Genomic DNA, 23,644 nt, shown 5'->3' with positions numbered 1-23,644 from the left:
ACGGCATAGACATCATGGCTGAGAAACCATCACGCGATCCGCTGCAATCGGTGCTCGCGCCTACCGTCGTCGTGAAGCGCAAGAAGAAGGCGCACGGCCACGGGCATCATGGCGGCGCGTGGAAAATCGCCTACGCCGACTTCGTCACCGCGATGATGGCGTTCTTTCTGCTGATGTGGCTGCTCGGCTCGACCTCGAAGTACGACAAGGAAGGCATCGAGCAGTACTTCAATACGCCGCTCTCCGCGTTGTTCGGCAACGATGGCGGCGCCTCGGCGCATACGAGCGTCATCACGGGCGGCGGCAAGGATCTGTCGAGCTCGCGTCCGGGCGAAGGCAACAAGAGTCAGCCGCAGCCCGTGCCGCAATCGATCGCACGCGCGGCCGTCGCGAAGGACGACCTGCAGAAGCTGCAGCAGCTCAAGCAGAAGCTGATGGCGCTCATCGAGCAGATGCCCGCGTTGCGCGCGTTCAAGGATCAGATTCGCATCGCCATCACGAGCGAGGGATTGCGCATCGAGATCGTCGATTCGCTCAAGCGGCCGATGTTCGCTTCCGGCAGCTCGAAGCTCGAAGGCTATGTGACGACGATTCTGACCAACATCGGCGCGTCGCTGAATGATGTCGATAACCGCGTGTCGATCGCGGGGCATACGGATGCGGTCGCCTATTCGGGCGGTCAGGCCGGTTATTCGAACTGGGAGCTGTCGAGCGAGCGCGCCAATGCCGCAAGGCGCGCGCTCGTTGCGGGGGGCATGAAGGAAAGCAAGGTATTGCAGGTGCGCGGGCTGGCCGACGTGCTGCCGCTCAACAAGGATGTCGTCGATGAGCCTACGAATCGGCGCATCAGTATTCTCGTTCTGAACAAGGCGGCCGAGCAGGCGTTCTTCCGCGATGGCGGACGCACTACGGTGGATGAAACGCGCCCTGTCGATGCGGCGATTCCGGCGGCAGTGGCAGCGAGGTCGAATGCGCCGGCGGTGATCGTGAAATAAGGCTTCGGTCAAAGCGCCATGTACTCGACGAGTGCATGGCGCTTTTTCGTTCAGCCGATCCACTCCGCAGCCGTCTGCACGACCAGCCAGAGATTCGCCGCACTGATCACGGCAAACAGCAGCCACGCGACGAGCTTCATATGCGGCTTGTTCGCGAACGTCCCCATCAGGCTTCGATCGCTCGTCATCCTGATGAGCGGATAGAGCGCGAACGGCAACTGCAGGCTGAGCACGACCTGACTCGCGACGAGCAGCTTCCCGACTGCCCCGTTGCCCATCACATAGACGCCGATCAACGCCGGCACAAGTGCGAGCGCACGCGTGATGAACCTTCGCTGATAGCAAGGAATCTTCAGGCGCAGGAACCCTTCCATGATCACCTGCCCCGCGATGGTCCCGGTGAACGTGGAGCTTTGTCCCGAAGCAAACAGCGTCACCGCGAAGAGAATCGCGGCAAGCCCCGTTCCGACGATCGGTGCGAGCAACTTGTACGCATCCTCGATTTCCGTGACTTGTGTATGCCCGGTCGCATGAAACGCCGATGCCGCGAGTATCAGGATCGCCGCATTGATGAGCAGCGCAAGCATGAGCGACACGATGGTGTCGAGCCGCGACAGCGTGATCGCCGAAGCAAGGCTCTTCGCATCGCGATTCACGACGCGCGTCTGCACGATCGACGAATGCAGATACAGGTTATGCGGCATCACGGTCGCACCGAGAATCCCAATCGCGAGATAGAGCGGCTCGCGCTCGCTCAACGCGTGAATCGAAGGCACGAGCCCCGCAGCGACCGATGGCCAGTGCGGCTTGACGAGCACGAGCTCGACGACATAACCCACGCCGATCGTTGCAATGAGCCCGAGCATGATCGCTTCGAGATCGCGAAAGTTCTTGCCCTTCAGGCCGAGCACGATGAGCGTATCGAACGCGGTGAGCACCACGCCCCATATCAGCGAAACCCCGAACAGCAGATGAAACGCGAGCGCGCCGCCCAGCACCTCCGCGAGATCGCACGCGATGATCGACAACTCCGCCAGCATCCATTGCGCATTCGCGACTGGTTTCGCATAGCGCTCGCGTGACAACTGTGCAAGATCTTTTCCCGTGACGATGCCGAGCCGCATCGAGAGACATTGCAGCACCATCGCCGCGATGCTCGACAGCATGACCACGAAGAGCAGGCTATAGCCGTAACGCGATCCGGCTTCGATATCCGTCGCCCAGTTGCCCGGGTCCATATAGCCGATGGAGATGAGCAAGCCCGGCCCCGCGAATTGCAAGAGCTTCTTCCAGAGCGGCGCGCCCGGCGAAACGGCCACCGAGCCTTTGACTTCCGATGGACAAAACGGCGCGGTGGCGGTGGTCGGCAGATTGAAAGGCAATTTATCGGTTCCTGATGCGATATTGGGGACAACATCACGTACGCGGACAAGCTGCGAACGATGTGCTTCTAAGTGGCTTACAAACCGCCTCACGCGGGCGAGTCTATCATCGGCTGCACGCAATCACAGACGTGTGCAGCGTGCGCTCCAATCTGACGAAAACGCCATTCGTTCGCCAGCATGTCGTCACCGTGACGCACATAGAATCCAGTGGTGGCTGTGGTAAGCGTGCCGACGCTGCACATCGCGCAACCGCACGCCGCGTTCATCCTTCACTCGCATGAGGAGTACGCCATGAAACTGGTCACACGCATCGCCATCGTCGCGCTCGCTGCCGCACCGCTTGCCGCGCTCGCACAGTCCGACGGCCTGACACGCGCACAGGTCAAAGAGGATCTGCAACGCGTCGAGCAAGCCGGCTATAACCCGTCCGAACGCGACGCCTTCTATCCGGCCGACATCCAGGCAGCGGAAGCGAAGGTCGGCTCGCTTGGCGCTTATGGCGCATCCACGGAGGGTAGCTCGTCTTCAGGACGCACGATGTCGACGACACCGCTCGGACAGACGCCGCAGTAAGCGGACGGTCATTCCCATCAAGAAGAGACACGCGCGGCTTCCATCGACCGCGAATGATCCCGCGCCGTCTCGCTACGCGACATAGAGCGTTACCTGCGCTCAGCCCCCGCTATTCCCATCATTTTCAAGCAGGCGCCCGACCCTTCCGCGCGCTTTCGCAAGCTTGCTTTCAATTCGCCTAATCTGACAGACGCGCCATATTCAAGTCATATTGTCGTTGGCACCCGGCCACTACCATAGCGACACGCATGGCGAACCGCACGCCTCGCTCGCCGCACTTGCCTCTTTCGCAGCGCCCTTCCCCAGCATCTTCCGAACGACTCAATGTGGATAGTCAACGTTGCGCTTAAACGGCCCTACACGTTCATCGTGATGGCCATCATGATTCTGCTGGCGACGCCCTTCGTCCTCGTGACGACGCCGGTGGACGTGCTCCCCGAAATCGATATTCCCGTCGTCAGCATCATCTGGAACTACACGGGTCTGTCCTCCCAGGACATGGCCAATCGCATCGCGTCGGTCAACGAGCGCAGTCTCACGACCACCGTGAACAACATCGAGCATATCGAGTCGCAATCGCTGCCCGGCATCGCGATCATCAAGCTCTTTCTGCAACCGACGGCGAACATCCAGACCGCGATCGCCCAGACCGTCGCCGTCGAGCAGGCGCAATTGAAGCAGATGCCGCCGGGCGCGACGCCGCCGCTCGTCATCAGCTATTCGGCGTCGAGCATTCCGGTGATCCAGCTCGGCCTTTCCAGCCCGAAGCAGTCCGAGCAGGATCTGAACGACACCGCGCTCAATTTCCTGCGCCCGCAACTCGTGACGATTCCCGGCGCGGCCGTGCCTTATCCGTATGGCGGCAAGACGCGTCTCATCTCCGTCGATCTCGACACGCGCGCACTGCTCGCCAAGGGCCTGACGCCGACCGATGTCGTGCAGGCCGTCAACGCGCAGAATCTGATCCTGCCGACCGGCACCGCGAAGATCGGCCCGAGGGAATACACGATCAACATGAACGGTTCCCCCGCGACCGTCGCGGGCCTGAACGACATTCCCGTGCGCACCCTCAACGGCGCGACGACTTATCTGCGCGAAGTCGCGCACGTGCGCGACGGCTTCTCGCCGCAAACCAATATCGTGCGGCAGGACGGGCATCGCGGCGTGCTGATCTCGGTGCTGAAAAACGGCAACGCGTCGACGCTGTCCATCGTCAACACGCTGCAAGACCTCTTGCCGCAAGCGCGCGCATCGTTGCCGCCGGATCTGAAGATCAGCGCGCTCTTCGATCAGTCCGTATTCGTGAAGGCCGCCGTGCAGGGCGTGGTGCGCGAGGCGCTGATCGCCGCCGCGCTTACCGCCGCGATGATCCTGCTCTTTCTCGGCAACTGGCGCAGCACCTGCATCATCGCGATCTCGATCCCGCTCTCGATTCTTTCGTCGCTGATCGTGCTGCATGCGCTCGGGCAGACCATCAACATCATGACGCTCGGCGGCCTCGCGCTCGCCGTCGGCATTCTCGTCGACGACGCGACGGTGACCATCGAGAACATCGAACGCCATCTGCATCTGGGCACGAATCTGCACGACGCGATTCTCGAAGGCGCGGGTGAAATCGCGGTGCCCGCGCTCGTTTCGACGCTGTGCATCTGCATCGTGTTCGTGCCGATGTTCTTTCTCACCGGCGTCGCCAAGTTCCTGTTCGTGCCGCTCGCGGAAGCCGTCGTGTTCGCGATGATCGCGTCGTACATCCTGTCGCGCACGCTGGTTCCGACGCTGGCAATGCTTTTGATGGGACACGCCCACGCGCCCGATGCGAAAGCGAAGCCGAATCTTTTCATGCGCATGCATCGTCGTTTCGACCGCGGCTTCGAGCGCATGCGCGGCGCGTACATCGTCATTCTGTCGACGCTGCTCGTGAAAAGGCGCCTGTTCGCCACGCTCTTTCTCGGCTTTTGCCTGCTCTCGACGGCGCTCGTGTTCGTGCTCGGCGAGGACTTCTTCCCGAGCGTCGATGCGGGCGATATCCGCATGCACATGCGCGCGCCGACCGGCACGCGCATCGAGGAAACCGCGCGCCTCGCGGACGAAGTCGAAAAGGTCGTGCGCCAGATCGTGCCCCAGGACGAACTCGCCACGATACTCGATAACCTCGGCCTGCCTTATAGCGGCATCAATCTCTCGTACAGCAATGCGGGAACCATCGGCACGCTCGACGGCGAAATCCAGGTCGCGCTCAATCCCGATCACGCGCCGACGCAGAAATACATCGACCAACTGCGCGCGCTCCTGCCGCGCCGCTTTCCCGGCGTCGAGTTCTTCTTTCAGCCGGCGGACATCGTGACGCAGATCCTGAACTTCGGTCTGCCCGCCGCCATCGACGTGCAGATTCAAGGGCAGAACGCTCAAGCGAACTTCGAAGTCGCAAGCAAGCTGATGAAGCAGGTCCGCATGATTCCCGGCAATGTCGACACGCACATCCAGCAGAAGCTCGACGAACCCGCGATCAACCTGCAGATGGATCGCACGCGCCTGCAACAACTGAATCTCTCCGCAAGCAACGTCGCGCAGAACGTGCTCGTCTCGCTGTCGGGAAGCTCGCAGACGGCGCCCGGCTTCTGGTTCAATCCACGCAATGGCGTCGAGTACAACCTCGCGGTGCAGACGCCCCAGTATCAGGTCTCGTCGATCGACGAGCTGCTGCGCACGCCCGTGTCCGCATCGATCAACGGCCCGACGCAACTGCTCGGCAATCTCGTGCGCATCTCGCCGGAGAATCAGTTCGCGGTGGTCACGCACTACAACATCCGGCCCGTGATCGATCTCTTCGTGAGCGTCGAAGGGCGCGATCTCGGCGGCGTCGCGCGCCAGGTAAATTCTCTCGTCGATGAAGCGCGCAAGACGCTTCCGCGCGGCAGCCAGATCGTCGTGCGCGGCCAGGTCGAGACGATGCGCACGTCGTTCTTCGGTCTCGGGCTGGGCGTAGCGATGGCGATCGTGCTCGTGTATCTGCTGATCGTCGTGAACTTCCAGTCGTGGATCGATCCGCTCATCATCGTGAGTGCGTTGCCCGCCGCGCTCGCGGGCATCGTCTGGATGCTCTTCCTCACCGGCACGCATCTGAGCGTGCCGGCGCTCACCGGCGCGATCATGACGATGGGCGTCGCGACCGCGAACAGCATTCTGATGGTCTCGTTCGCGCGTCAGCGTCTGAACGCCGGCATGCCGGCGCTCACCGCCGCGCTGGAAGCGGGCGCGAGCCGCATACGCCCCGTGCTGATGACCGCCTTCGCGATGATCATCGGCATGATTCCGATGGCGCTCGGTCTCGGCGAAGGCGCGGAGCAGAACGCGCCGCTCGGCCGCGCCGTGATCGGCGGGCTGCTCTTCGCAACGGTTTCCACACTCTTTTTCGTGCCGCTCGTCTTCGCGGGCATCCATGCGCGCCTCGCGCGCCGCGCCGCGCGCAAGGGCCCCGGGCAGCATGAAGACGGCAGCGGCCAACACTGACATCACAGCATCCCGACGAACATGACCGAAAAGAACCACGCATCGCTTGCGATTCCCGCTCGCGACCCGAACGAAGGGCCCGCGCTGCCGCCGCGCCATGTCGAATGGAAGCGCGCGAAGATCGCGCTCGTCATCGTGCTCGCGTTGCTCGCGATCGGCGCGGCGCGCACCGTCGTCACCGATGTGCTGCACAGCCGCTCGATTGCCTCGCGCACGCAACAGAACGCACAGCAGTATGTGAATGTCGTGTTGCCGACGCAAACCGACGGCGGCGGTGAAACGACCTTGCCCGGCACGCTGCGCGGCTTCGTGGAATCGCCGATCTACGCCCGCGCAACAGGTTATCTGCTGCACTGGTATGTCGATATCGGCACGCGCGTGAAACAAGGCCAGTTGCTCGCCGATCTCGACACGCCCGAGATCGATCAGGAGCTGGCGCAAGCGGTCGCGCAACGCGATCAGACGGCATCGAGCCTCGGCCTCGCGAAGAGCTCGCTCGAACGCTGGCAGCAGTTGCGTCAGCGCGATGCAGTGTCTCAACAGGAACTCGACGAACGGCAAAGCACCTACAACCAGGACGTCGCCAACCTCGCCGCAGCGGATGCAAACGTGAAGCGCCTGCGTCAGCTCGAATCGTTCAAGCGCATCGTCGCGCCGTTCGCGGGCGTCGTCACGCAACGCAACGTCGATGTCGGTGATCTCATCGATGCGGGCAGCGGCACGAGCCGCGCGCTCTTCGCGCTCGCGCAGTCCGATCCGTTGCGCGTCTTCGTGCAGTTGCCGCAGGCGTATGCGCAGAATGTCTCGGTCGGACAGGACGTGACGGTCACGCAGGCGGAACTGCCCGGCCAGCAGTTTCACGGCAGGATCACGCACATCTCCGGCGCGATCGACGTGCCCACGCGCTCGCTGCAGATCGAAGTGACGCTGCCGAATCCCGATGGCCGTCTGCGTCCCGGCGCGTATGTGCAGGTCGCGCTGCCCGCGACCGCGCACGCGCGCCTGCTGGTGCCGGGCAATGCGCTGCTGTTTCGCTCGGAAGGCCCGCGCCTCGCGGTCGTCGATGCAAATGGGCACGTGCGTCTGCACAAGATCGTGATCGCACAGGATCTCGGGCAATCGCTCGAAATCGAGAGCGGCATCGAGGCGACGGACAAGGTCATCATCAACCCGAGCGATTCGGTCGCGGACGGCGATCATGTCGTGATCGCGCCGCAGCAGAAGCAACAGCAGCCCGCTTCGGGCAACAAGGCCGCATCATGAAAGCCGCGCTGTGCATCACGCTCGTTTCGATGCTCGCCGCGTGCACCGTCGGGCCTGACTATCGCCGGCCGGTCGCCGACACGCCGCCGAGATGGAAGACGGATTCATACTGGCGCGTGGGCGAGCCCTCGCATGCGCCGCTCGCGCTCGACTGGTGGCAGGCATTCGACGACGTCACGTTGAACGGCCTCGAAACGCAGGCGCTCGCCCAAAACCAGACACTCGCCGCCGCGAGCGCGCACTACGCCCAGGCACGCGCGACGCTTGCGCAGACGTCGGCGCTCGCGCTGCCCGAGATCGATCTCGGCGCGAACGCGTCGCGCTCGCGCATCTCGAGGAACCGGCCCGTCAACAACTACGCGACGCCGAACAGCTCCACCGTGCAAAACGATCTGAAGCTCGCGCCCTCGGTCGATTACGACATCGACCTCTTCGGCCGCATTCGGCGCGAGGTGGAAGGCGCCCGCGCGTCGGCGGACCAGTCGGGCGACGATCTCGCGAACGCGCGCCTCGTGCTGACCACCGACCTCGCCAGCGACTACTTCTCGATGCGCGAGCTCGACGCCGAAATCGATGTGCTGAACCGCTCCGTCGATCTTCAGAAGAAAGCGCTCGACTACGTGCAAGCGCAACACGATCTGGGCGCAGTATCCGGCCTTGACGTCTTGCAGCAACAGGCGCAGCTCGACCAGACGCGCGTGCAGGCGCAACTGCTTCTGAATCAGCGCGCGCAATTCGAGCATGCCATCGCCGCGCTCGTCGGCACGCCCGCGCCGCAGTTTTCGATCGCGCCCGCGCTGACCGAGCGGCCGCTTCCGCCCCTTCCGCTCGGCGTGCCGAGCGACGTGTTGCAGCGCAGGCCCGACGTCGCCTCCGCCGAACGCGCGATGGCTGCCGCCAATGCGCAGATCGGCGTCGCGAAGGCGGCGTTCTTCCCGAGCCTCACGTTGAACGGGACCATCGGCTGGGAAAGCACGGCGCTCTCCAGCCTGATTTCCGCGCCGAGTCTTCTGTGGACCATCGGCACGATGGCGAGCCAGGTCGTCTTCGATGGCGGACGGCGCTCGGCCGCGGTCGACTTCGCGAACCAGGGCTATGTCGCGGCCGTCGCGAACTATCGGCAGACCGTGCTCGGCGCGTTTCAGCAAGTGCAGGATGGCATCGTCGGATTGTCGGTGCTGGACGGCGCGCAGAAGCAATCGCACGCGGCCGTCGTCGATGCGCAACGATTGCTGTCCCTCGCGAACGATCGCTATTCGGGCGGCCTCGTCGCTTATCTCGACGTGATCACCGCGCAGCAGCAATTGCTCACGAGCGAGCGTCAGGATGTGCAGATTCACGGGCAGCAGCGCACCGTGTCGGTGGCGCTCGTGAAGGCACTGGGCGGCGGGTGGAACGCGAATGACGCGGCGCACGAAGACGAGGACGTGGCAAGCGCCACGGACAAGACGCCCGCGCGCTGATGCGAAGAAAACGTAAGCAGGATGCCCGCGAGACTCGTATAGTAAGCAGTTGAACAACACGGTAAGCACACACTGAACGCGCACAGGTGCCAGGCATGAAAGTCCTGATAGTCGAAGACGAACACAAAGTGGTGGATTACCTGCGCTCGGGGTTGACCGAGCAAGGCTGGGTCGTCGATATCGCAATGGATGGCGAGGAAGGCACGCATCTCGCCATCGAATACGACTACGACGTGATCGTGCTCGACGTGATGCTGCCAAGACGCGACGGCTTCGCGGTATTGAAAGCGCTGCGACTGCAGAAATCGACGCCGGTCATCATGCTCACCGCGCGCGATCACATCAACGATCGCGTGCGCGGGTTGCGTGAAGGCGCGGACGACTATCTGACGAAGCCGTTCTCGTTCCTCGAGCTCGTCGAACGTTTGCATGCGCTCGCACGCCGCACGCGCGCGCAGGAATCGACGCTCATTTCCGTCGGCGATCTGTATGTCGATCTGATCGGCCGCCGTGCGACACGCGATGGCGTGCGGCTCGATCTCACCGCAAAGGAGTTCCAGTTGCTCTCCGTGCTCGCACGCCGCCACGGCGACATTCTCTCGAAGACCGCGATCACCGAGCTCGTCTGGGAAGTCGATTTCGAAAGCCACACGAACGTCGTCGAGACGGCGATCAAGCGGCTGCGCGCGAAACTCGACGGACCGTTCCGCACGAAACTGCTGCATACCGTGCGAGGCATGGGCTACGTGCTCGAAGTGCGCGAAGCCCGCGACACGCGCGAAACAAGGGAAGACGCGAGACCATCATGAATACGCAGCGGGCATCGGCACCGGACGAACCACGCACGCAGCGCTCCATAGCGCGGCGCCTCGCCGTGATGTTCGCGCTCGTCGCGTTGTTCGTTTTTTCGCTCGTCGGCTCAGGGCTTTTCCTGGTGCTGCGCGTGCAACTGGAGCAGCATCTGCGCGACTCGCTCGACAATCGCGCGGAAGTTGCGCGGCTCATCGTCACGCACGTATCGAACCCGGATAAATGGAAGATCGCGAAGGAGAAACTCGCCGACATCACGCCGCGCGATGGCTCCACGCTCTTCGCCGTCTCCAGCAACGATCCGCGCTTCGAATACGGCTCGCCGCCCGCGGGCCACGTCATCAAACGTGTGATGGGCGGCTATGCGCGCTTCCGTCCCGAAGGCCGCGCCTACGACATGCTGATGACCACGCTGACGATTCCGCCCAACGCGGACAGGCCGCCCTTGCAACTCTTCGTCGCGATCGACTGTTCCCCCAACGTCCACACGATGCGCGCCTTCGGTCTCGCGCTCGCGGCGTTCATGGCGTTGTCGACCGTCGCGGTGCTGCTGTTGAGCTATTCGGTCGCGCGCCTCGGGCTCGCACCGCTTGCCCGCCTCACACGCGACGCATCGAAGCTGAGCCCGAACAATCGCTCGCAACGCCTCAACACGCACGCGCTGCCGATGGAACTGGAGGATCTCGCGAAGTCCTTCAACGGCGCGCTGGAACGGCTCGATCACGCATACGGCCGGCTCGAATCCTTCAACGCGGATGTCGCGCACGAGCTGCGCACGCCGGTCACCATTCTCATCGGTCAGACCGAAGTGGCGCTGACGCGCGACCGCTCGATCGACGAGTTGCGTCACACGCTGCAATCGAATCTTGAAGAGTTCGAGCGCGTGCGCGCGATCATCAACGACATGCTGTTCCTGGCGCGCGCCGATCAGGGCGAGCGCGCGACGGGCCTCGTCGAAGTGTCGCTTGCGGCCGAGGTCAACCGCACGCTCGAGTTTCTGGAAATTCCGCTGGAAGAAGCGCAGGTCCGCGCGGTCGCAACCGGCGATGCACGCGCTTTCGTCAACACGTCTCTGTTCGGACGCGCGCTGTCCAATCTCGTGATGAACGCGATCCAGCATTGCGCGCCGGGTGCGACCATTTCCGTCTCGATCACGCGCGAACATGGACGCATCCGCATCGCGGTGGCCAATCCGGGCGAGCTGATCCAGCCGCATGTCAAGGAGCATCTCTTCGACCGCTTCTACCGCGCGGAAAGCTCACGCACGAACAGCCGTGAAAATCACGGCCTCGGCCTCGCCATCGTGAAGGCGGTGGCGGAAATGCATCGCGGCACGGTGTCGGCGACGAGCGAGCACGGCATCAACACGTTCTCGTTCTCGGTCGCGCGCTTCGGCAATGAAGCGCGTGCCGCGCAGGATCCGGGCTTGCCCGTGCCGCCGGTCGTCGAAGCCAAGTCGGCCACGACATGACGCGCGCGCGTCACTGACAGAAGTATTCGTCCGATGCGGCCACCGGCGCTTCAGCCGTCGCCGGCTTGAAATGACTGTACTTGCGGTACGTCTTGCCGTTCACCGTCACGGACTCGGCAGCTTCGGTCTCGCCCGAACTCGACGCGCTCGCGCTGCTATGCGCCTCGACGTTGTTGTTGCTCCAGCTGCTCGCGCGCGCATACGATCCGCCCTTCGACGTATCGGTCTTGCCCTGTTCCGCGATCGTGTTCGTGACGGGATTGCCGAAACTCTTCGTATCGATCGACGATTTCGGAGGCTGGTAGCCCCACTTCGACGTGAGCGTGCTCATGTCGATCTCCTGCGGCTTCCAGCCGACGATTTTCGCGCCGACCGAGAGCGGCGACAATTCCACCGCGACGATCTGCGTGCCGCGCCGCGCGACGAGCAGGCACTTTCCGCCCGAGCTCTGCAAGGGCACATAGCCGCTCGAAGGCAAGAGCGCGAGCGCGTGCGCATCGGGCATCGGCTGCACACCGACCGGATTCGCGGCCCAGATCACGCCGGCGTTCGCATCGGCGTGCGCGCTCATCGGCATCATCCAGACTGCCGCACTCGCCGCGAGCGCGATGGCCGCCATTTTCGTGTGACTCTTCATCGCATGCCTCAGCGGGAAAACGAGGGTTGACTCTCCGGGACCAGTCTTTCAGAGCCAACCCTTCAAAGGGAGAGACGGCCTGTTGTCACAGGCGCGTCTCTTCTGTTTAACGGCGCCACTCCGCCATTGGACCTGGTGCTTCGTCACTTCACCAGCGAGACTTCGATCTTCTCGCCGATCGGCGCGCTCGCGACTTCGACGCCGTTCGCGCCGTCAGTCTGATCGTACACGCGGGCCGCGACGGGCGTGGGCTGCGCGACCCGCTTCGCGGGCGCCGGCTGAGCCTGCTTCGCGTCGTCCTGCGTCTTCATGTTGACTTCCGGATTGTTCGCGGCGGTCACCGGCAAGCCGAGGCGCGCGCGGACCAGCGGGTCGCGATACTTTTCATCGTCCGACAGCACGGCGTCAGCACCCGACTTCGCGAGCGGCGTGGTTGTGCCCGGGCACAGATGGCCCGTCGCTTCGACTGCGCGGCGGTTCGCGTCGCTCTGGCACAGGAGCGCCAGCGCGACATCGGTCAGGCCCATCGCGCGGAATTCGCGTGCATCGAGACGACGTACGCATGCCTGATCGACGAGGGTCGTGCCGCCGGTCGCGCCGAAGCCCGTGATCGACAGGCCGAAGCTGGCGGAGCCCATGCAGGTGTCGGAGAGCGTCGTCGTGAGCGCGGGCGCCGCGATCGACGGCGTCGTGCGCACCGAGTACGAGCTCTGGTTGTAATCGACCGTCGTGCGCGTGTCGAACGCGCTCGAACCGGGGCCGCTCGCCGCCTTGCCGGTCGCGTCGGTGCCGCTCGCATCCGTGCCCGAATTCGTGAGCTGCGGCATCGACAGCGAGATGTTCACGTTCGACGAGCCGCCCTGTGCCGACGAACGGCCACCGCTGGCCGTCGCGACGCCGAGGCCGCCCACCGACGAGGAATTGGAACTGGTGTTGGCCGTCGAGTTCGCCGACGTGCCGATGTTGTTCAGGCTCGAACCGCCGCCCTGGCCGATACCCGTGGACGTCGAACCCGAAACCGAGCCGGACGAGGAATTGGCCGTGGTGTCGGCGTGGGCCAGTTGCGCGGCGCAAAACAGAACCGCGCATGCCAACTGCAAAGTGGTCTTGTTCATTTGGTGCTCCGGAAGAAAGGGGACGCCACGGCGCATGACGGTCCCGGACGACTTAGAGTTTTTTTATAGGTTCGGCAAAGGCGGAGTCCCGCAAGCGCTCGCTCGTCATGACGCCGCCTCTGCCTTGGGGCGCTCAGGCCGGCTTAGCGCCAGCCGCCGCCCAGCTTGCTCCATGCGTTGGCCGCTGCGTCCGCGCCCGAGGTGCCGCCCGCTTGCGCGTTGCCGTGACCGAAACCGCCCACGTTCGACGTGTTGGTGTGGCTCGTCGTGGCGTTGGTCGCGTTGCCCGTCACGCCGAACGCGTTGCCGGCGATCGATTGCGCGTTGCCGTTGGCCGTGCCGTAGTTGCTGGCGGTGAAATGGCCGAAACCCGAGACCGACGCGGCCGTCGAGCCGCCCGAGGTCGAGGAGGAGCTGGAGTTCGTGGTCGTGGCCATTGCGGCGACGGAGACGAACGAGAGCAGTGCGGCAGCGATCAGAGTGCGTTTCATGATTTGCATTCCTTATCGAACAAGTAAGATTGGATTTTGTTTTTTGTTCTTCGAACTACGGTCACGTCGGTTGCGGATAAGCGAACCCCGTTGCGGCGAAGTCCGCCCTCCGTCGCCGCGTGCTTAGCGCCAGCCGCCGCCCAGCTTGCTCCAGGCGTTCGCAGCAGCGTCGGCGCCCGAGGTGCCCGTTGCCGTCGAACCGCCGAAGCCCTTGCCGCCCACCGACGACGTGTTGATGTGGCCGGTCGTCGCGTTGGTCGTGTTGCCCGTCACGCCGAAGCCCTGGCCGGCCGTCGACGATGCGTGACCGTTGGCGATGCCGGCGTTGGTTGCGGTGAACGAGCCGTAGCCGAACACGGCTGCCGCGGTGTTGCCGCCCGAAGTCGAGCTCGAGCTGGACGAGGTGCCCGTGGCGAAAGCAGCGGCGGAAACGAGGGAGAGAACGGCTGCTGCTGCGATCAGTTTGCGTTGCATGGTGAAGTCTCCAGGTGTAGGCGCACAGTCAATTCCAGCTACATCGACGCCGGTATGTAGCTGGCACAGCGAAATCATTTATTTAGCATTCCTATCTCCAAGGCCCGCTTCAACTCCACGTCGATGAACCAGCGTGAAAATCAGCGAGCGTTGGGAAGCAGGGCGCGTTTTGGGCGCGGGCTAACCGGTCAGGAGCGGTGCAAGGTGCGAACGTTGCGGACTTCGTTCAACTGAAGCCGCCGTTCGTGCAACAGGTCAACGTGTAGTTGTGACGGGCTCTTGGCTGCCGTCGAGCGGATCGTGGCGCGTAGGCCTTCCGCATGGTCTATTTGTTTTGCGTTCTTCTTCATCGCAATCCCCGTATCACTTCTTGTGTTTGTCTGCAGGCTTTGGTCTTTCAATTGCCTGCGTTTTGATGTGACTGTACGGAAGATGAATCGGACGAAGCGTGGGCGAGCCAACATTACATTTCACGTCGTAACAATTCGTGAGAAATCTTGGTTGGCCACCGCTCATTCGGCGGGGCCACACCCCTGAAACGCCCTGTTTACGGGGGTCTCCAAAGGTTCACCCGCATAGTGGGAGTGTTACCGACGCAGAAGGCGGGCGACCTGCGTCCGATTTTGAAAGGTGGACACGCGCAACTCAGACCGCGCTCAGACGCGCCATCTCTGTCTCGACGATGAGTTTCTTCAACTCCGGCACACACGACCCGCAGTTGCCGCCGGCCTTCACGCAGGACGTGATCTGCGCGGCGGTTTTCAGTCCCTTGTCGCGGATCGCGTTGCAGATGGTATTGCGTCCGACGCCGAAGCACGAGCACACGGTCGGCCCCGTGTCCTCGCCCTTGACCGAAGGCTGGCCGAGCAGGAGGCTCGCGCGGTCGTCGTCGTCGAGCCGGTCCTTCTCGAAGAGCGTCGCGAGCCATTCCCGCGCGGGCAGATCGGGCCGTTCGGAGATGAACACGCAGCTCTCGATGCGCTCATCCACCACATGCGCCGCGCGATACACGCCCGCGCTCTTGTCCTCGTATTCGATCCAGTCCGCGTGTCGATCGTCGATATGAAAGAGCGCACGCGCCCAGTCGTGATGATCGCCATGCGATGCATCGAAGCGATTGCGGCCCGCCATCTCGTAGCGCACGTGTCGCGCGCCGTGCACGCGCGTCCAGTGCGTGACCATGTCGAGATCGGGCGCGGTGCGCGAGAGCGAAAAGCCGTGCCACGTGACGTGAAATTTCTCGATCGCGACAGGCGTGTGCTTGAATTCAGGCTCGCCCGAAACAGGATCGACGACGGGATTGACCACCGCGCCGACGCGCGCGTCCGAGGCGACCTGATCGTTCCAGTGAATCGGCACGAACACGCTGCCGCGCGGCATGCCGCCGCCGTGTTGCACGCGCGCGATCATCGAACCCCAACGGCTCGACACGCGCGCAAGCTCGCCTTCGCGCACGCCGCATGCGAGCGCGTCTTGCGGATGCATGTCGATGAACGATTCGCTGATGTGTCCCGCGAGCTTCGCGGATCGGCCGGTGCGCGTCATCGTGTGCCATTGATCGCGCACGCGGCCGGTGTTGAGCACGAGCGGATAGTCTTCGTCGGGCGCGTTGACGGGATGGCGCGGCGGCGTCGGGACGAAGCGCGCGCAACCGTCCGCGTGACTGAAGCGCTGATCTTCGAAGAGCCTCGTAACGCTGCCTTCTTCCACGGAGCGCAGCGGCCATTGCGTCGGCTGCAAGGCGTCGTATTGCGCGCGATCGAGGCCCGTCAAACCGCCGATGTCGAACGCGCGATGCACGCCCGTCGCCGCATCGTTGCGATATGCCGAGAGCCGCGCGTGCTCGTCGAAAATCTCATGCGGCCCCGCGAAGTCGAAGCCGTCGAAGCCCATGCGACGCGCGACGTCGCACATGATTCGCCAGTCCGCGCGCGCCTCGCCCGGCGCCGGAATGAACGCGCGTTGACGCGAGATGCGCCGCTCCGAGTTCGTCACGGTGCCGTCTTTCTCGCCCCAGCCGAGCGCGGGCAGCAGCACATCGGCGAACGCGTTGGTATCCGTCTTCTCGACGATGTCCGAGCTCACCACGAGCTCGCACTGTTCGAGTGCCCGCTTCACGCGATCGCCGTCGGGCAGGCTCACGACAGGATTGGTGCCCATCACCCATACCGCTTTCACGCGGCCGGCTTCGATTGCATCGAACAATTCGACGGCCTTCAATCCGGCGCGCTCCGCGATCACAGGCGAATTCCAGAACGTCTGCACGATCTCGCCATGCAGCGGATCGCCGAACTCGAGGTGCGCGGCAAGCGTATTCGCGAGGCCGCCGACTTCGCGGCCGCCCATCGCGTTGGGCTGGCCGGTGAAAGAAAACGGCCCCATGCCCGGCTTGCCGATACGTCCCGTCGCCAGATGACAGTTGATGATGCCATTGACTTTATCCGTCCCCGCGCTCGACTGATTCACGCCCTGCGAATAGACCGTCACCACACGTTCCGTGCATGCGAACAGCCGATAAAACGTCATCAGGTCGTGTTGGTCGAGCTTGCAGTCCTTCGCCGTTTGCGCGAGATCGGAAGGTCCAGCCGCGGCGAGCGCGGCATCGAAGCCGCGGGTATGCGCATCGACGAAGGTCGCATCCGTCGCGCCATGTTCCGCGAGGAATGCGAGCAGGCCGTTGAAGAGCGGAACGTCGCTGCCGGGCTTGAGCGGCAGGTGCAGATCGGCCATTTCGCACGTTGCGGTATGGCGCGGATCGATCACGACGATCTTCATCTCCGGCCGTTTCTCCTTCATCTTCACGATGCGCTGAAAGAGAATCGGATGGCACCATGCCGTGTTCGAGCCGACCAGCACGACGAGGTCCGCGAGTTCGAGGTCCTCGTAGTTCAGGGGCACGAGGTCTTCGCCGAATGCACGCTTGTGCCCCGCTACCGACGACGACATGCACAGCCGCGAATTCGTGTCGATGTTCGCGCTGCCGATATAGCCCTTCATCAGCTTGTTGGCGACGTAGTAATCCTCGGTGAGCAACTGGCCCGATACATAGAACGCGACCGCATCCGGACCATGCTGTTCGATGATGCGCGCAAAGCCGCTCGCAACCGTGCCGAGCGCGTCGTCCCACGACACCTCGGAGAGCGATCCGGTATGCCGGCCGCGCAGCTTCGGGCTGAGCAGGCGCCCTTCGAGTCCGATCGTGTCGCCGAGCGCCGAGCCCTTCACGCACAGACGGCCGAAGTTCGACGGATGCGCTTCGTCGCCCGCGATCGTTACTTCGGTCGCGCTCTTCGGCGACGCCTCCACACCGCAGCCGACGCCGCAATACGGGCACGTGGTTTTGACGGAGGCCGATTGAATCGGGATGATGGGCTTGGTCACGCTCAAGGTCTCTCCTGCTTATGCTGATGCGCCCGCTTCGCAAAGGGTCTTGCCGAAGAGAAGCCTGCCGCGCAGATGCGATACGTCCGTGCGGTTCTGAATCAGATCGAAGTACCAGCCGCCGTCCTTCACGTCGCCATACAGCACCGCGCCGATCAGACGTCCCGCGTTCAACACGAGACGCTTGTAGACGCCGCGCCGGGGATCGCGCAGCACGAGATCCTCGCTGTCGTCGCCGCCGATGAAATCGCCGGCCGAGTACAGATCGACGCCCGTCACCTTCAGCTTGGTCGCGGTCGCGCGCTGCACATAGCGGCGATGCCCCGCGCCCGCGAGATGCGCGCCCGCCACGCGCGCCTGATCCCAGATCGGCGCGACGAGACCGAAGGTCGCCGAGCGATGCTCCACGCATTCGCCCACTGCGTACACGCGCGGGTCGAAAGTCTGCAGCGTGTCGTCCACGACGATCGCACGCTCGCAATGCAGTCCGGCCTCTTGCGCGAGCGCGATGTTGGGCCGCACGCCTGCCGTCATCACGACGAGGTCCGCGTCGATCTGCGTGCCGTCCGCGAAACGCACGGCGCGCACGCGGCTTTCACCGATGATTTCGGTGGTCTGAGCGGCCATCACGAAGCGCAGGCCTTTTGCTTCGAGAGAACGCCTGAGCAACGCGGACGCGCTTGCATCGAGCTGACGATCCATCAGGCTTTCGCCCGCATGCACGACCGTCACGGTCATGCCTCGCCGTTGCAAACCGTTCGCCGCTTCGAGCCCGAGCAAGCCGCCGCCGATGACCACCGCATGACGATGATCGCGCGCCGCATCCAGCATCGTTTCGACATCGTGTATGTCACGAAACGCGATCACGCCGGGAAGATCGCATCCGGGCACCGGAATGATGAAAGGCTTCGATCCGGTCGCAATCAGCAAGCGGTCGTAACGCGCCTCGACGCCCTTCTGCGAACGCACGATGCGCCGCGCCCGATCGATGCCGATGACCGCATCGCCCGCATGCAGCGTGATGCCGTTCGCGTCGTACCACTCGCGCGTGTTGAGGATGATGTCATCGACAGTCTTTTCGCCCGCGAGCATCGGCGACAACAGAATGCGGTTGTAATTGCCGTACGGCTCGGCGCCGAACACGGTGATGTCGTACAGCCCGGGCGCGATCTTCAGCAGTTCCTCGACCGTGCGCATGCCCGCCATGCCGTTGCCGATGACGACGAGCCGCTGGCGCGACGCGGTATCGCGCAACGACGCCATGCCCGCAACCGCATATTCGGTCTTCATGCCGCGACCCACACCTTGCCGCCCGCGACCTTCACGCGATACGCGCTGACCGATAGCTCCGGCGCTTCGAGGCATTCGCCGGTGCGCAGATCGAAGTGCTGCTTGTAGATCGGCGATGCGACGACGATGCGCTCGCCCAGACTCCCCACGATGCCCCGCGACAGCACCGCGGCTTGCGAATGCGGATCGTAGTTGTCGATCGCGTAGACGGCCGCGTCCTCGCCCGCGAGATGGAACACCGCGACCTGCGTGCCCTTCACGAGCGCGCAGACGCCGGTATCCGGCACGATGTCGTCGAGTTCACACACGGCGGTCCAGTCCTGTTCGATACGGTCGTTCATGATCATTTCTCCAGGGTTCAGGCGGTTTCGACTACGACAGCAATGTCAGCGAGCTTCGACTTGCGCTCTTCGAGCGTCGCGGGGCGAATCTGGCCGCGCTCTTCCACGAAGGTCACGTTCGCATCGCCCTGTTCGCTGTTGACGAAGTGACGGAAGCGCTTACGTGTATGCGGGTCCGTGACGGCCTTCTTCCACTCGTCCTCGTACGTATCGACGACGAGTTGCATCTCCGCTTCGAGTTCGGCGGCGATGGACAGCTTGTCGTTGATGACCACGTCGATCAGATAATCGAGGCCGCCTTCGAGGTTGTCGCGCCACACGCTCGTGCGCTGCAGGCGATCGGCCGTGCGCACGTAGAACATCAGGAAGCGGTCGATATAGCGTACGAGCGTGTCGTGATCGAGATCGGACGCAATGAGTTCGGCGTGGCGCGGCTTCATGCCGCCGTTGCCACAGACGTAGAGGTTCCAGCCCTTTTCCGTCGCGATGACGCCGACGTCCTTGCCTTGCGCCTCGGCGCATTCGCGCGTGCAGCCCGATACGCCGAACTTGATCTTGTGCGGCGTGCGCAGGCCCTTGTACCGGTTCTCCAGTTCGATCGCGAGACCGACCGAATCGCCGACGCCATAGCGGCACCACGTCGAGCCGACGCACGACTTCACCGTGCGCAGCGCCTTGCCATAGGCATGACCCGATTCGAAGCCCGCCGCGATCAGCTCTTCCCAGATGAACGGCAACTGCTCGACACGCGCGCCGAACATGTCCACACGCTGGCCGCCGGTGATCTTCGTATAAAGGCCGTACTTCTTCGCGACCTGCCCGACCGCGATCAGGCCATCGGGCGTCACTTCGCCGCCCGGCATGCGGGGCACGACGCTATACGTGCCGTCGCGTTGAATATTCGCGAGGTAGTAATCGTTCGAGTCCTGCAGGCTCGCGTGCTCCTTCTTCAGCACGAACTCGTTCCAGCACGATGCGAGAATGCTCGCGACCGCCGGCTTGCAGATATCGCAGCCGCGCCCCTTGCCATGTTTCGCGAGCAGCGCGCCGAACGTGCGATGCCCTTCCACGCGCGCGATGTGATACAGCTCCTGACGCGAATACGGAAAGTGCTCGCAGAGATGATTGTTCACCGCGAGACCTTGCCGCTTCATCTCCGACTTCATTACCTGCGTGACGAGCGGCACGCAGCCGCCGCACGACGCGCCCGCCTTGCACGACGACTTGATCGCGCCGATGCTCGTCGCGCCGGCGCAGACCGCCGCGCAGATTTCCGCCTTGCTCACGTTGTTGCATGAACAGATCTGCGCGCCATCGGGCAATGCTTCGACGCCGAGCGCGGGCTTCGCCTTACCATCGCTTTGCGGGAGGATCAGGAACTCGGGCGCTTCGGGCAGCTCGATCTTGTTCAGCATCATCTGCAGGAGCGTGCCGTATTCGGCCGCATCGCCGACCATCACGCCGCCCAGAAGAAACTTGCCGCATTCGGACACGACGATCTTCTTGTAGACCTGCTTGCGCTCGTCGCTGTACTGATACGTGCGGCAGCCGGCCGTCTTGCCGTGCGCATCGCCGATGCTCGCCACATCCACGCCCATCAGCTTGAGCTTCGTGCTCATGTCCGCGCCCGCGAACGCCGCGTCCTCGCCGATGATCTGCTTCGCGACGATGCGCGCCATGTCGTACCCGGGCGCGACGAGGCCGAACAACTGGCCTTTCCACAACGCGCATTCGCCGATGGCGAAGATATCGGCATCGCTCGTGCGGCAGGTGTCGTCGATCACGATGCCGCCACGCGGGCCGATCGTGAGACCCGCGGCGCGGGCGATGTCGTCACGCGGACGAATGCCCGCGGAGAACACGATCATGTCGGTGTCGAGATGCGTGTCATCGGCGAAATTCATGCGGTTCACCGCGCCTGCGCCATCGACGATCGCGAGCGTGTTCTTGCCCGTATGCACCGTGACGCCGAGCTCCTCGATCTTCGCGCGCAATACGCGACCGCCGCCATCGTCGACTTGCACCGCCATCAAACGCGGCGCGAACTCGATCACGTGCGTTTCGAGCCCCATGTCGCGCAGCGCCTTCGCTGCTTCGAGACCGAGCAGGCCGCCGCCGACCACCGTGCCCGTCTTCGAGCGCGCGCCGAACGACTGCATCGCTTCGAGGTCCTCGATCGTGCGATACACGAAGCAGCCGTCGCGGTCCTTGCCCTCGACCGGCGGCACGAACGGGTATGAGCCGGTCGCGAGCACGAGCTTGTCGTACGGCAGCACTTCGCCGGTCGAAGCCGTGACCGTGCGCGCCGCGCGATCGATGGCGACCGCGCGCGCGTTCAATTTCAGCGCATAGCCCGAACGCTCGAAAAAGCCCGCTTCGACGAGCGACAGATCAGCCGCGCTCCTGCCCGAGAAAAATTCGGTCAGATGCACGCGGTCATACGCGGCGCGCGGCTCTTCGCACAGCACCGTCACGTGCAGCGCGTCATTGCCGCTATCGGCGAGACATTCGAGGAACTTGTGGCCGACCATGCCGTGGCCGATGACGACGATTTTCATGACGGGCCCTCTCAGTTGGCAATGACGTTGTTGGCTGCGAGGGCGCTTTCGCGCAGTGCCGCTTCGCGTGCCTTGTGTTCGGGAGAGAAACGCACCGCGAGCGCGCACAACGCCGTGCCCGCGACGACCACGCCGAGCATCGAGAGCGTCGCCTGCGCGTTGCCGAGCCCCTTCATCAGGAAGCCCGCCGCGACGGCGCCGACGTTACCGCCCGCGCCGATGACGCCGGCCACGCCGCCGAGTGCCTTTCGGTCGATGAAGGGCACGAGCGCGTAAGTCGCACCGCACGCCATGTGCGTGAAGAGACCGAACGCGAGCATCGAAACGACCGCGAGCACGACGCTCGGCGCATGCGCGAATGCATAGAGACCGAGGCCTTCGCCCGCGATCAATGCGAAGAGCAGCGTCGCGCGGATATCGAGGCCTTTCTTTGCTGCGGCTTTATCGGAGAGCCAGCCGCCGAGCGCGCGGGCGAAGAGCGCGAGCAGGCCGAAGCTGCCCGCCGCCATGCCCGCCTGACCGAGCGTGAGATTGAAGCGATCGACGTAATACACCGCCGCCATGTTGTGGATGAACACTTCCACGCCGAAGCACGCACCATAGGTCACGAACAACATCCACACGCGATAGTTCGAGCAGGCGGCGAGGAAGCTCTGCCAGCCGCCCTTCTTGCCGCCGTCGATGGCGATGCCCGCACGGCGCAGCGTCGCGAAATCGCCTTGCGGACAGTCCTGCGTGTAGCGCCAGTAGAAGAAGGCCATCACCGGCATCGCGATGCCCGGCACGATCAGCGCGACGCGCCATGCCGATGCTTCACCCGTACCGAGCGCGATAGCGGCCGCGACGAAGAGCGGAATGACCGCCTGTGCCGCGCCCGCACCCGCATTGCCCCAGCCTGCCGTGGTCGCGTTCGCGGTGCCGACGACGTTCGGCGCGAACATCACCGACGTGTGGTACTGCGTGATGACGAAGCTCGCGCCGATTGCGCCGATCGCAAGACGGCACCACAGGAAGCTGTCGTAGCCCGTGGACAGCGCCGCGCCGAGCACCGGCACCGCACCCGCGAGCAGCAGCGCGCTATACACCTTGCGCGGCCCGAAGCGATCGCACATCGGCCCGACGACGAGGCGCACCAGAATCGTCACGGCCACGGCCGCGATGTTGATGTTCGCGACCTGATCCGCCGTGAGGCCGTACTCGCGCTTGATGAGCGGCATCAGCGGCGCGCAGGCGAACCACGCGAAAAAGCACACGAAGAAGGCCATCCACGTGAGATGGAAGGCGCGCATCGGCGCGCTGCGCATGCTGAAGAGATCGATCCGGGTGGCTTTGTCCATCGTCTTTCCGCAAAAAAAGAAAGGCGTCCCGCGCATCGACCGGGAAGCCGATGCGGGGGACGCCGTTGTCCGATGCCCGCACGTTCTTCACCTGTCGGGCGCTGTATTCAGGACGGATCGCCGTTGATCCGATGGCAAGACATAAGGCAAGGGCTATGCCATGCGCGACGCATCGGCCGAAGAGGCTTGCTGCATACGGCTTTGCGCAACGCATGCACTGCCGGGGCGCACGCGCTTCACGGCGCGTTTCGATGCAGGCGGGCACAGCGATGGTGCGACGCAGCACTGATGACGTGCGAACGCGCGAACATCGACCTCGTTCTTCGCGCCGGATTTTGTACCAACCGGTTCGTCCGTTCAGTCACTGGAACGAAGCACATTCGCGCCGAAGCGGTGCCGCGTGTGTCGAGCGCGCACAAGCACAGTGCGGCGAGCGCGACCCAGTCCTTGTTTCGCGCAATGGCCCGCTTATTGCATCGAGAAAACCACTGCGGGCAACGGCGCTCGCGGCATCTCGAAGCAAAAGAGCAAGGACAAAGGCGTCCCCATC

The 23,644-nt window shown here is 63.8% G+C and carries 18 protein-coding genes; 7 read left to right on the top strand and 11 right to left on the bottom strand.

What is annotated here, in order from left to right:
• Window positions 1-14 precede the first annotated feature (14 nt).
• Window positions 15-995, top strand: a complete 981-nt coding sequence (gene motB, locus NCS58_RS16360) for a flagellar motor protein MotB (RefSeq protein ID WP_061115952.1) — start codon at window positions 15-17, stop codon at window positions 993-995.
• Between the two features lie 50 nt (window positions 996-1,045).
• Here motB and NCS58_RS16355 read toward each other — a convergent pair whose 3' ends face one another.
• Window positions 1,046-2,377: an Nramp family divalent metal transporter gene (locus NCS58_RS16355; protein ID WP_061115953.1), complete on the bottom strand. Its 1,332-nt coding sequence runs from the start codon at window positions 2,375-2,377 to the stop codon at window positions 1,046-1,048.
• Between the two features lie 294 nt (window positions 2,378-2,671).
• On the opposite strand from NCS58_RS16355, the gene NCS58_RS16350 reads away from it, so the two are divergent.
• From NCS58_RS16350 to NCS58_RS16325, 6 genes are all read left to right on the top strand, one after another.
• Complete coding sequence (locus NCS58_RS16350; protein ID WP_061116110.1) at window positions 2,672-2,953, top strand: DUF4148 domain-containing protein; 282 nt, start codon at window positions 2,672-2,674, stop codon at window positions 2,951-2,953.
• Window positions 2,954-3,277: 324 nt separating this feature from the next.
• Window positions 3,278-6,463, top strand: a complete 3,186-nt coding sequence (locus tag NCS58_RS16345; RefSeq protein ID WP_061115954.1) for an efflux RND transporter permease subunit — start codon at window positions 3,278-3,280, stop codon at window positions 6,461-6,463.
• Window positions 6,464-6,484: 21 nt separating this feature from the next.
• The gene (locus NCS58_RS16340) at window positions 6,485-7,726 is read left to right on the top strand and encodes an efflux RND transporter periplasmic adaptor subunit (RefSeq protein WP_061115955.1); all 1,242 of its coding nucleotides are present in this window, start codon (window positions 6,485-6,487) and stop codon (window positions 7,724-7,726) included.
• Entirely contained in the window at window positions 7,723-9,189 is a 1,467-nt protein-coding gene (locus NCS58_RS16335) for an efflux transporter outer membrane subunit (protein WP_061115956.1), read from the top strand. The genes NCS58_RS16340 and NCS58_RS16335 overlap by 4 nt, the downstream gene beginning before the upstream one ends.
• A gap of 95 nt (window positions 9,190-9,284) precedes the next feature.
• Window positions 9,285-9,998, top strand: a complete 714-nt coding sequence (locus tag NCS58_RS16330) for a heavy metal response regulator transcription factor (protein ID WP_061115957.1) — start codon at window positions 9,285-9,287, stop codon at window positions 9,996-9,998.
• Window positions 9,995-11,470 (top strand): heavy metal sensor histidine kinase, encoded by a 1,476-nt coding sequence (locus NCS58_RS16325; protein WP_061115958.1) that lies wholly within the window; start codon window positions 9,995-9,997, stop codon window positions 11,468-11,470. The genes NCS58_RS16330 and NCS58_RS16325 overlap by 4 nt, the downstream gene beginning before the upstream one ends.
• Before the next feature lie 10 nt (window positions 11,471-11,480).
• Here the strand turns inward: NCS58_RS16325 and NCS58_RS16320 are convergent, their stop codons facing one another.
• From NCS58_RS16320 to NCS58_RS16275, 10 genes are all read right to left on the bottom strand, one after another.
• The gene (locus NCS58_RS16320) at window positions 11,481-12,107 is read right to left on the bottom strand and encodes a hypothetical protein (protein ID WP_250538656.1); all 627 of its coding nucleotides are present in this window, start codon (window positions 12,105-12,107) and stop codon (window positions 11,481-11,483) included.
• Window positions 12,108-12,250: 143 nt separating this feature from the next.
• The gene (locus tag NCS58_RS16315) at window positions 12,251-13,222 is read right to left on the bottom strand and encodes a hypothetical protein (RefSeq protein ID WP_061115960.1); all 972 of its coding nucleotides are present in this window, start codon (window positions 13,220-13,222) and stop codon (window positions 12,251-12,253) included.
• Window positions 13,223-13,365: 143 nt separating this feature from the next.
• The gene (locus NCS58_RS16310) at window positions 13,366-13,713 is read right to left on the bottom strand and encodes a hypothetical protein (protein ID WP_061116111.1); all 348 of its coding nucleotides are present in this window, start codon (window positions 13,711-13,713) and stop codon (window positions 13,366-13,368) included.
• A gap of 123 nt (window positions 13,714-13,836) precedes the next feature.
• Window positions 13,837-14,187 (bottom strand): hypothetical protein, encoded by a 351-nt coding sequence (locus NCS58_RS16305; RefSeq protein WP_061115961.1) that lies wholly within the window; start codon window positions 14,185-14,187, stop codon window positions 13,837-13,839.
• 188 nt (window positions 14,188-14,375) lie between these two features.
• Window positions 14,376-14,537, bottom strand: a complete 162-nt coding sequence (locus NCS58_RS16300) for a hypothetical protein (RefSeq protein WP_250490442.1) — start codon at window positions 14,535-14,537, stop codon at window positions 14,376-14,378.
• A gap of 295 nt (window positions 14,538-14,832) precedes the next feature.
• On the bottom strand, window positions 14,833-17,568 hold the full coding sequence (locus NCS58_RS16295; RefSeq protein WP_061116112.1) for a nitrate reductase: 2,736 nt from the start codon (window positions 17,566-17,568) through the stop codon (window positions 14,833-14,835).
• A gap of 18 nt (window positions 17,569-17,586) precedes the next feature.
• A complete protein-coding gene (locus NCS58_RS16290; protein ID WP_250538655.1) occupies window positions 17,587-18,858 on the bottom strand; it encodes an NAD(P)/FAD-dependent oxidoreductase in 1,272 nt (423 codons plus the stop codon).
• Window positions 18,855-19,199: a nitrite reductase small subunit NirD gene (gene nirD / locus NCS58_RS16285; protein ID WP_061116113.1), complete on the bottom strand. Its 345-nt coding sequence runs from the start codon at window positions 19,197-19,199 to the stop codon at window positions 18,855-18,857. The genes NCS58_RS16290 and nirD overlap by 4 nt, the downstream gene beginning before the upstream one ends.
• A gap of 17 nt (window positions 19,200-19,216) precedes the next feature.
• On the bottom strand, window positions 19,217-21,757 hold the full coding sequence (gene nirB / locus NCS58_RS16280) for a nitrite reductase large subunit NirB (RefSeq protein WP_250477350.1): 2,541 nt from the start codon (window positions 21,755-21,757) through the stop codon (window positions 19,217-19,219).
• Between the two features lie 11 nt (window positions 21,758-21,768).
• Entirely contained in the window at window positions 21,769-23,094 is a 1,326-nt protein-coding gene (locus NCS58_RS16275) for an MFS transporter (protein ID WP_061115964.1), read from the bottom strand.
• Window positions 23,095-23,644 lie beyond the last annotated feature (550 nt).

This window comes from Caballeronia sp. INML3B (genome assembly GCF_023631305.1).
In the GTDB taxonomy this organism is placed as follows: domain Bacteria; phylum Pseudomonadota; class Gammaproteobacteria; order Burkholderiales; family Burkholderiaceae; genus Caballeronia; species Caballeronia turbans.
The sequence above is the reverse complement of the archived record's forward strand: the minus strand, read 5'-3'. Positions and strand labels throughout refer to the sequence as shown.

Coding starts and splice junctions, on each gene's coding strand:
- motB (WP_061115952.1), top strand. CDS start 15: ATGGCTGAGAAACCATCACGCGATCCGCTGCAATCGGTGCTCGCGCCT.
- NCS58_RS16350 (WP_061116110.1), top strand. CDS start 2,672: ATGAAACTGGTCACACGCATCGCCATCGTCGCGCTCGCTGCCGCACCG.
- NCS58_RS16345 (WP_061115954.1), top strand. CDS start 3,278: ATGTGGATAGTCAACGTTGCGCTTAAACGGCCCTACACGTTCATCGTG.
- NCS58_RS16340 (WP_061115955.1), top strand. CDS start 6,485: ATGACCGAAAAGAACCACGCATCGCTTGCGATTCCCGCTCGCGACCCG.
- NCS58_RS16335 (WP_061115956.1), top strand. CDS start 7,723: ATGAAAGCCGCGCTGTGCATCACGCTCGTTTCGATGCTCGCCGCGTGC.
- NCS58_RS16330 (WP_061115957.1), top strand. CDS start 9,285: ATGAAAGTCCTGATAGTCGAAGACGAACACAAAGTGGTGGATTACCTG.
- NCS58_RS16325 (WP_061115958.1), top strand. CDS start 9,995: ATGAATACGCAGCGGGCATCGGCACCGGACGAACCACGCACGCAGCGC.
- NCS58_RS16320 (WP_250538656.1), bottom strand. CDS start 12,107: ATGAAGAGTCACACGAAAATGGCGGCCATCGCGCTCGCGGCGAGTGCG.
- NCS58_RS16315 (WP_061115960.1), bottom strand. CDS start 13,222: ATGAACAAGACCACTTTGCAGTTGGCATGCGCGGTTCTGTTTTGCGCC.
- NCS58_RS16310 (WP_061116111.1), bottom strand. CDS start 13,713: ATGAAACGCACTCTGATCGCTGCCGCACTGCTCTCGTTCGTCTCCGTC.
- NCS58_RS16305 (WP_061115961.1), bottom strand. CDS start 14,187: ATGCAACGCAAACTGATCGCAGCAGCAGCCGTTCTCTCCCTCGTTTCC.
- NCS58_RS16300 (WP_250490442.1), bottom strand. CDS start 14,537: ATGAAGAAGAACGCAAAACAAATAGACCATGCGGAAGGCCTACGCGCC.
- NCS58_RS16290 (WP_250538655.1), bottom strand. CDS start 18,858: ATGAAGACCGAATATGCGGTTGCGGGCATGGCGTCGTTGCGCGATACC.
- nirD (WP_061116113.1), bottom strand. CDS start 19,199: ATGAACGACCGTATCGAACAGGACTGGACCGCCGTGTGTGAACTCGAC.
- nirB (WP_250477350.1), bottom strand. CDS start 21,757: ATGAAAATCGTCGTCATCGGCCACGGCATGGTCGGCCACAAGTTCCTC.
- NCS58_RS16275 (WP_061115964.1), bottom strand. CDS start 23,094: ATGGACAAAGCCACCCGGATCGATCTCTTCAGCATGCGCAGCGCGCCG.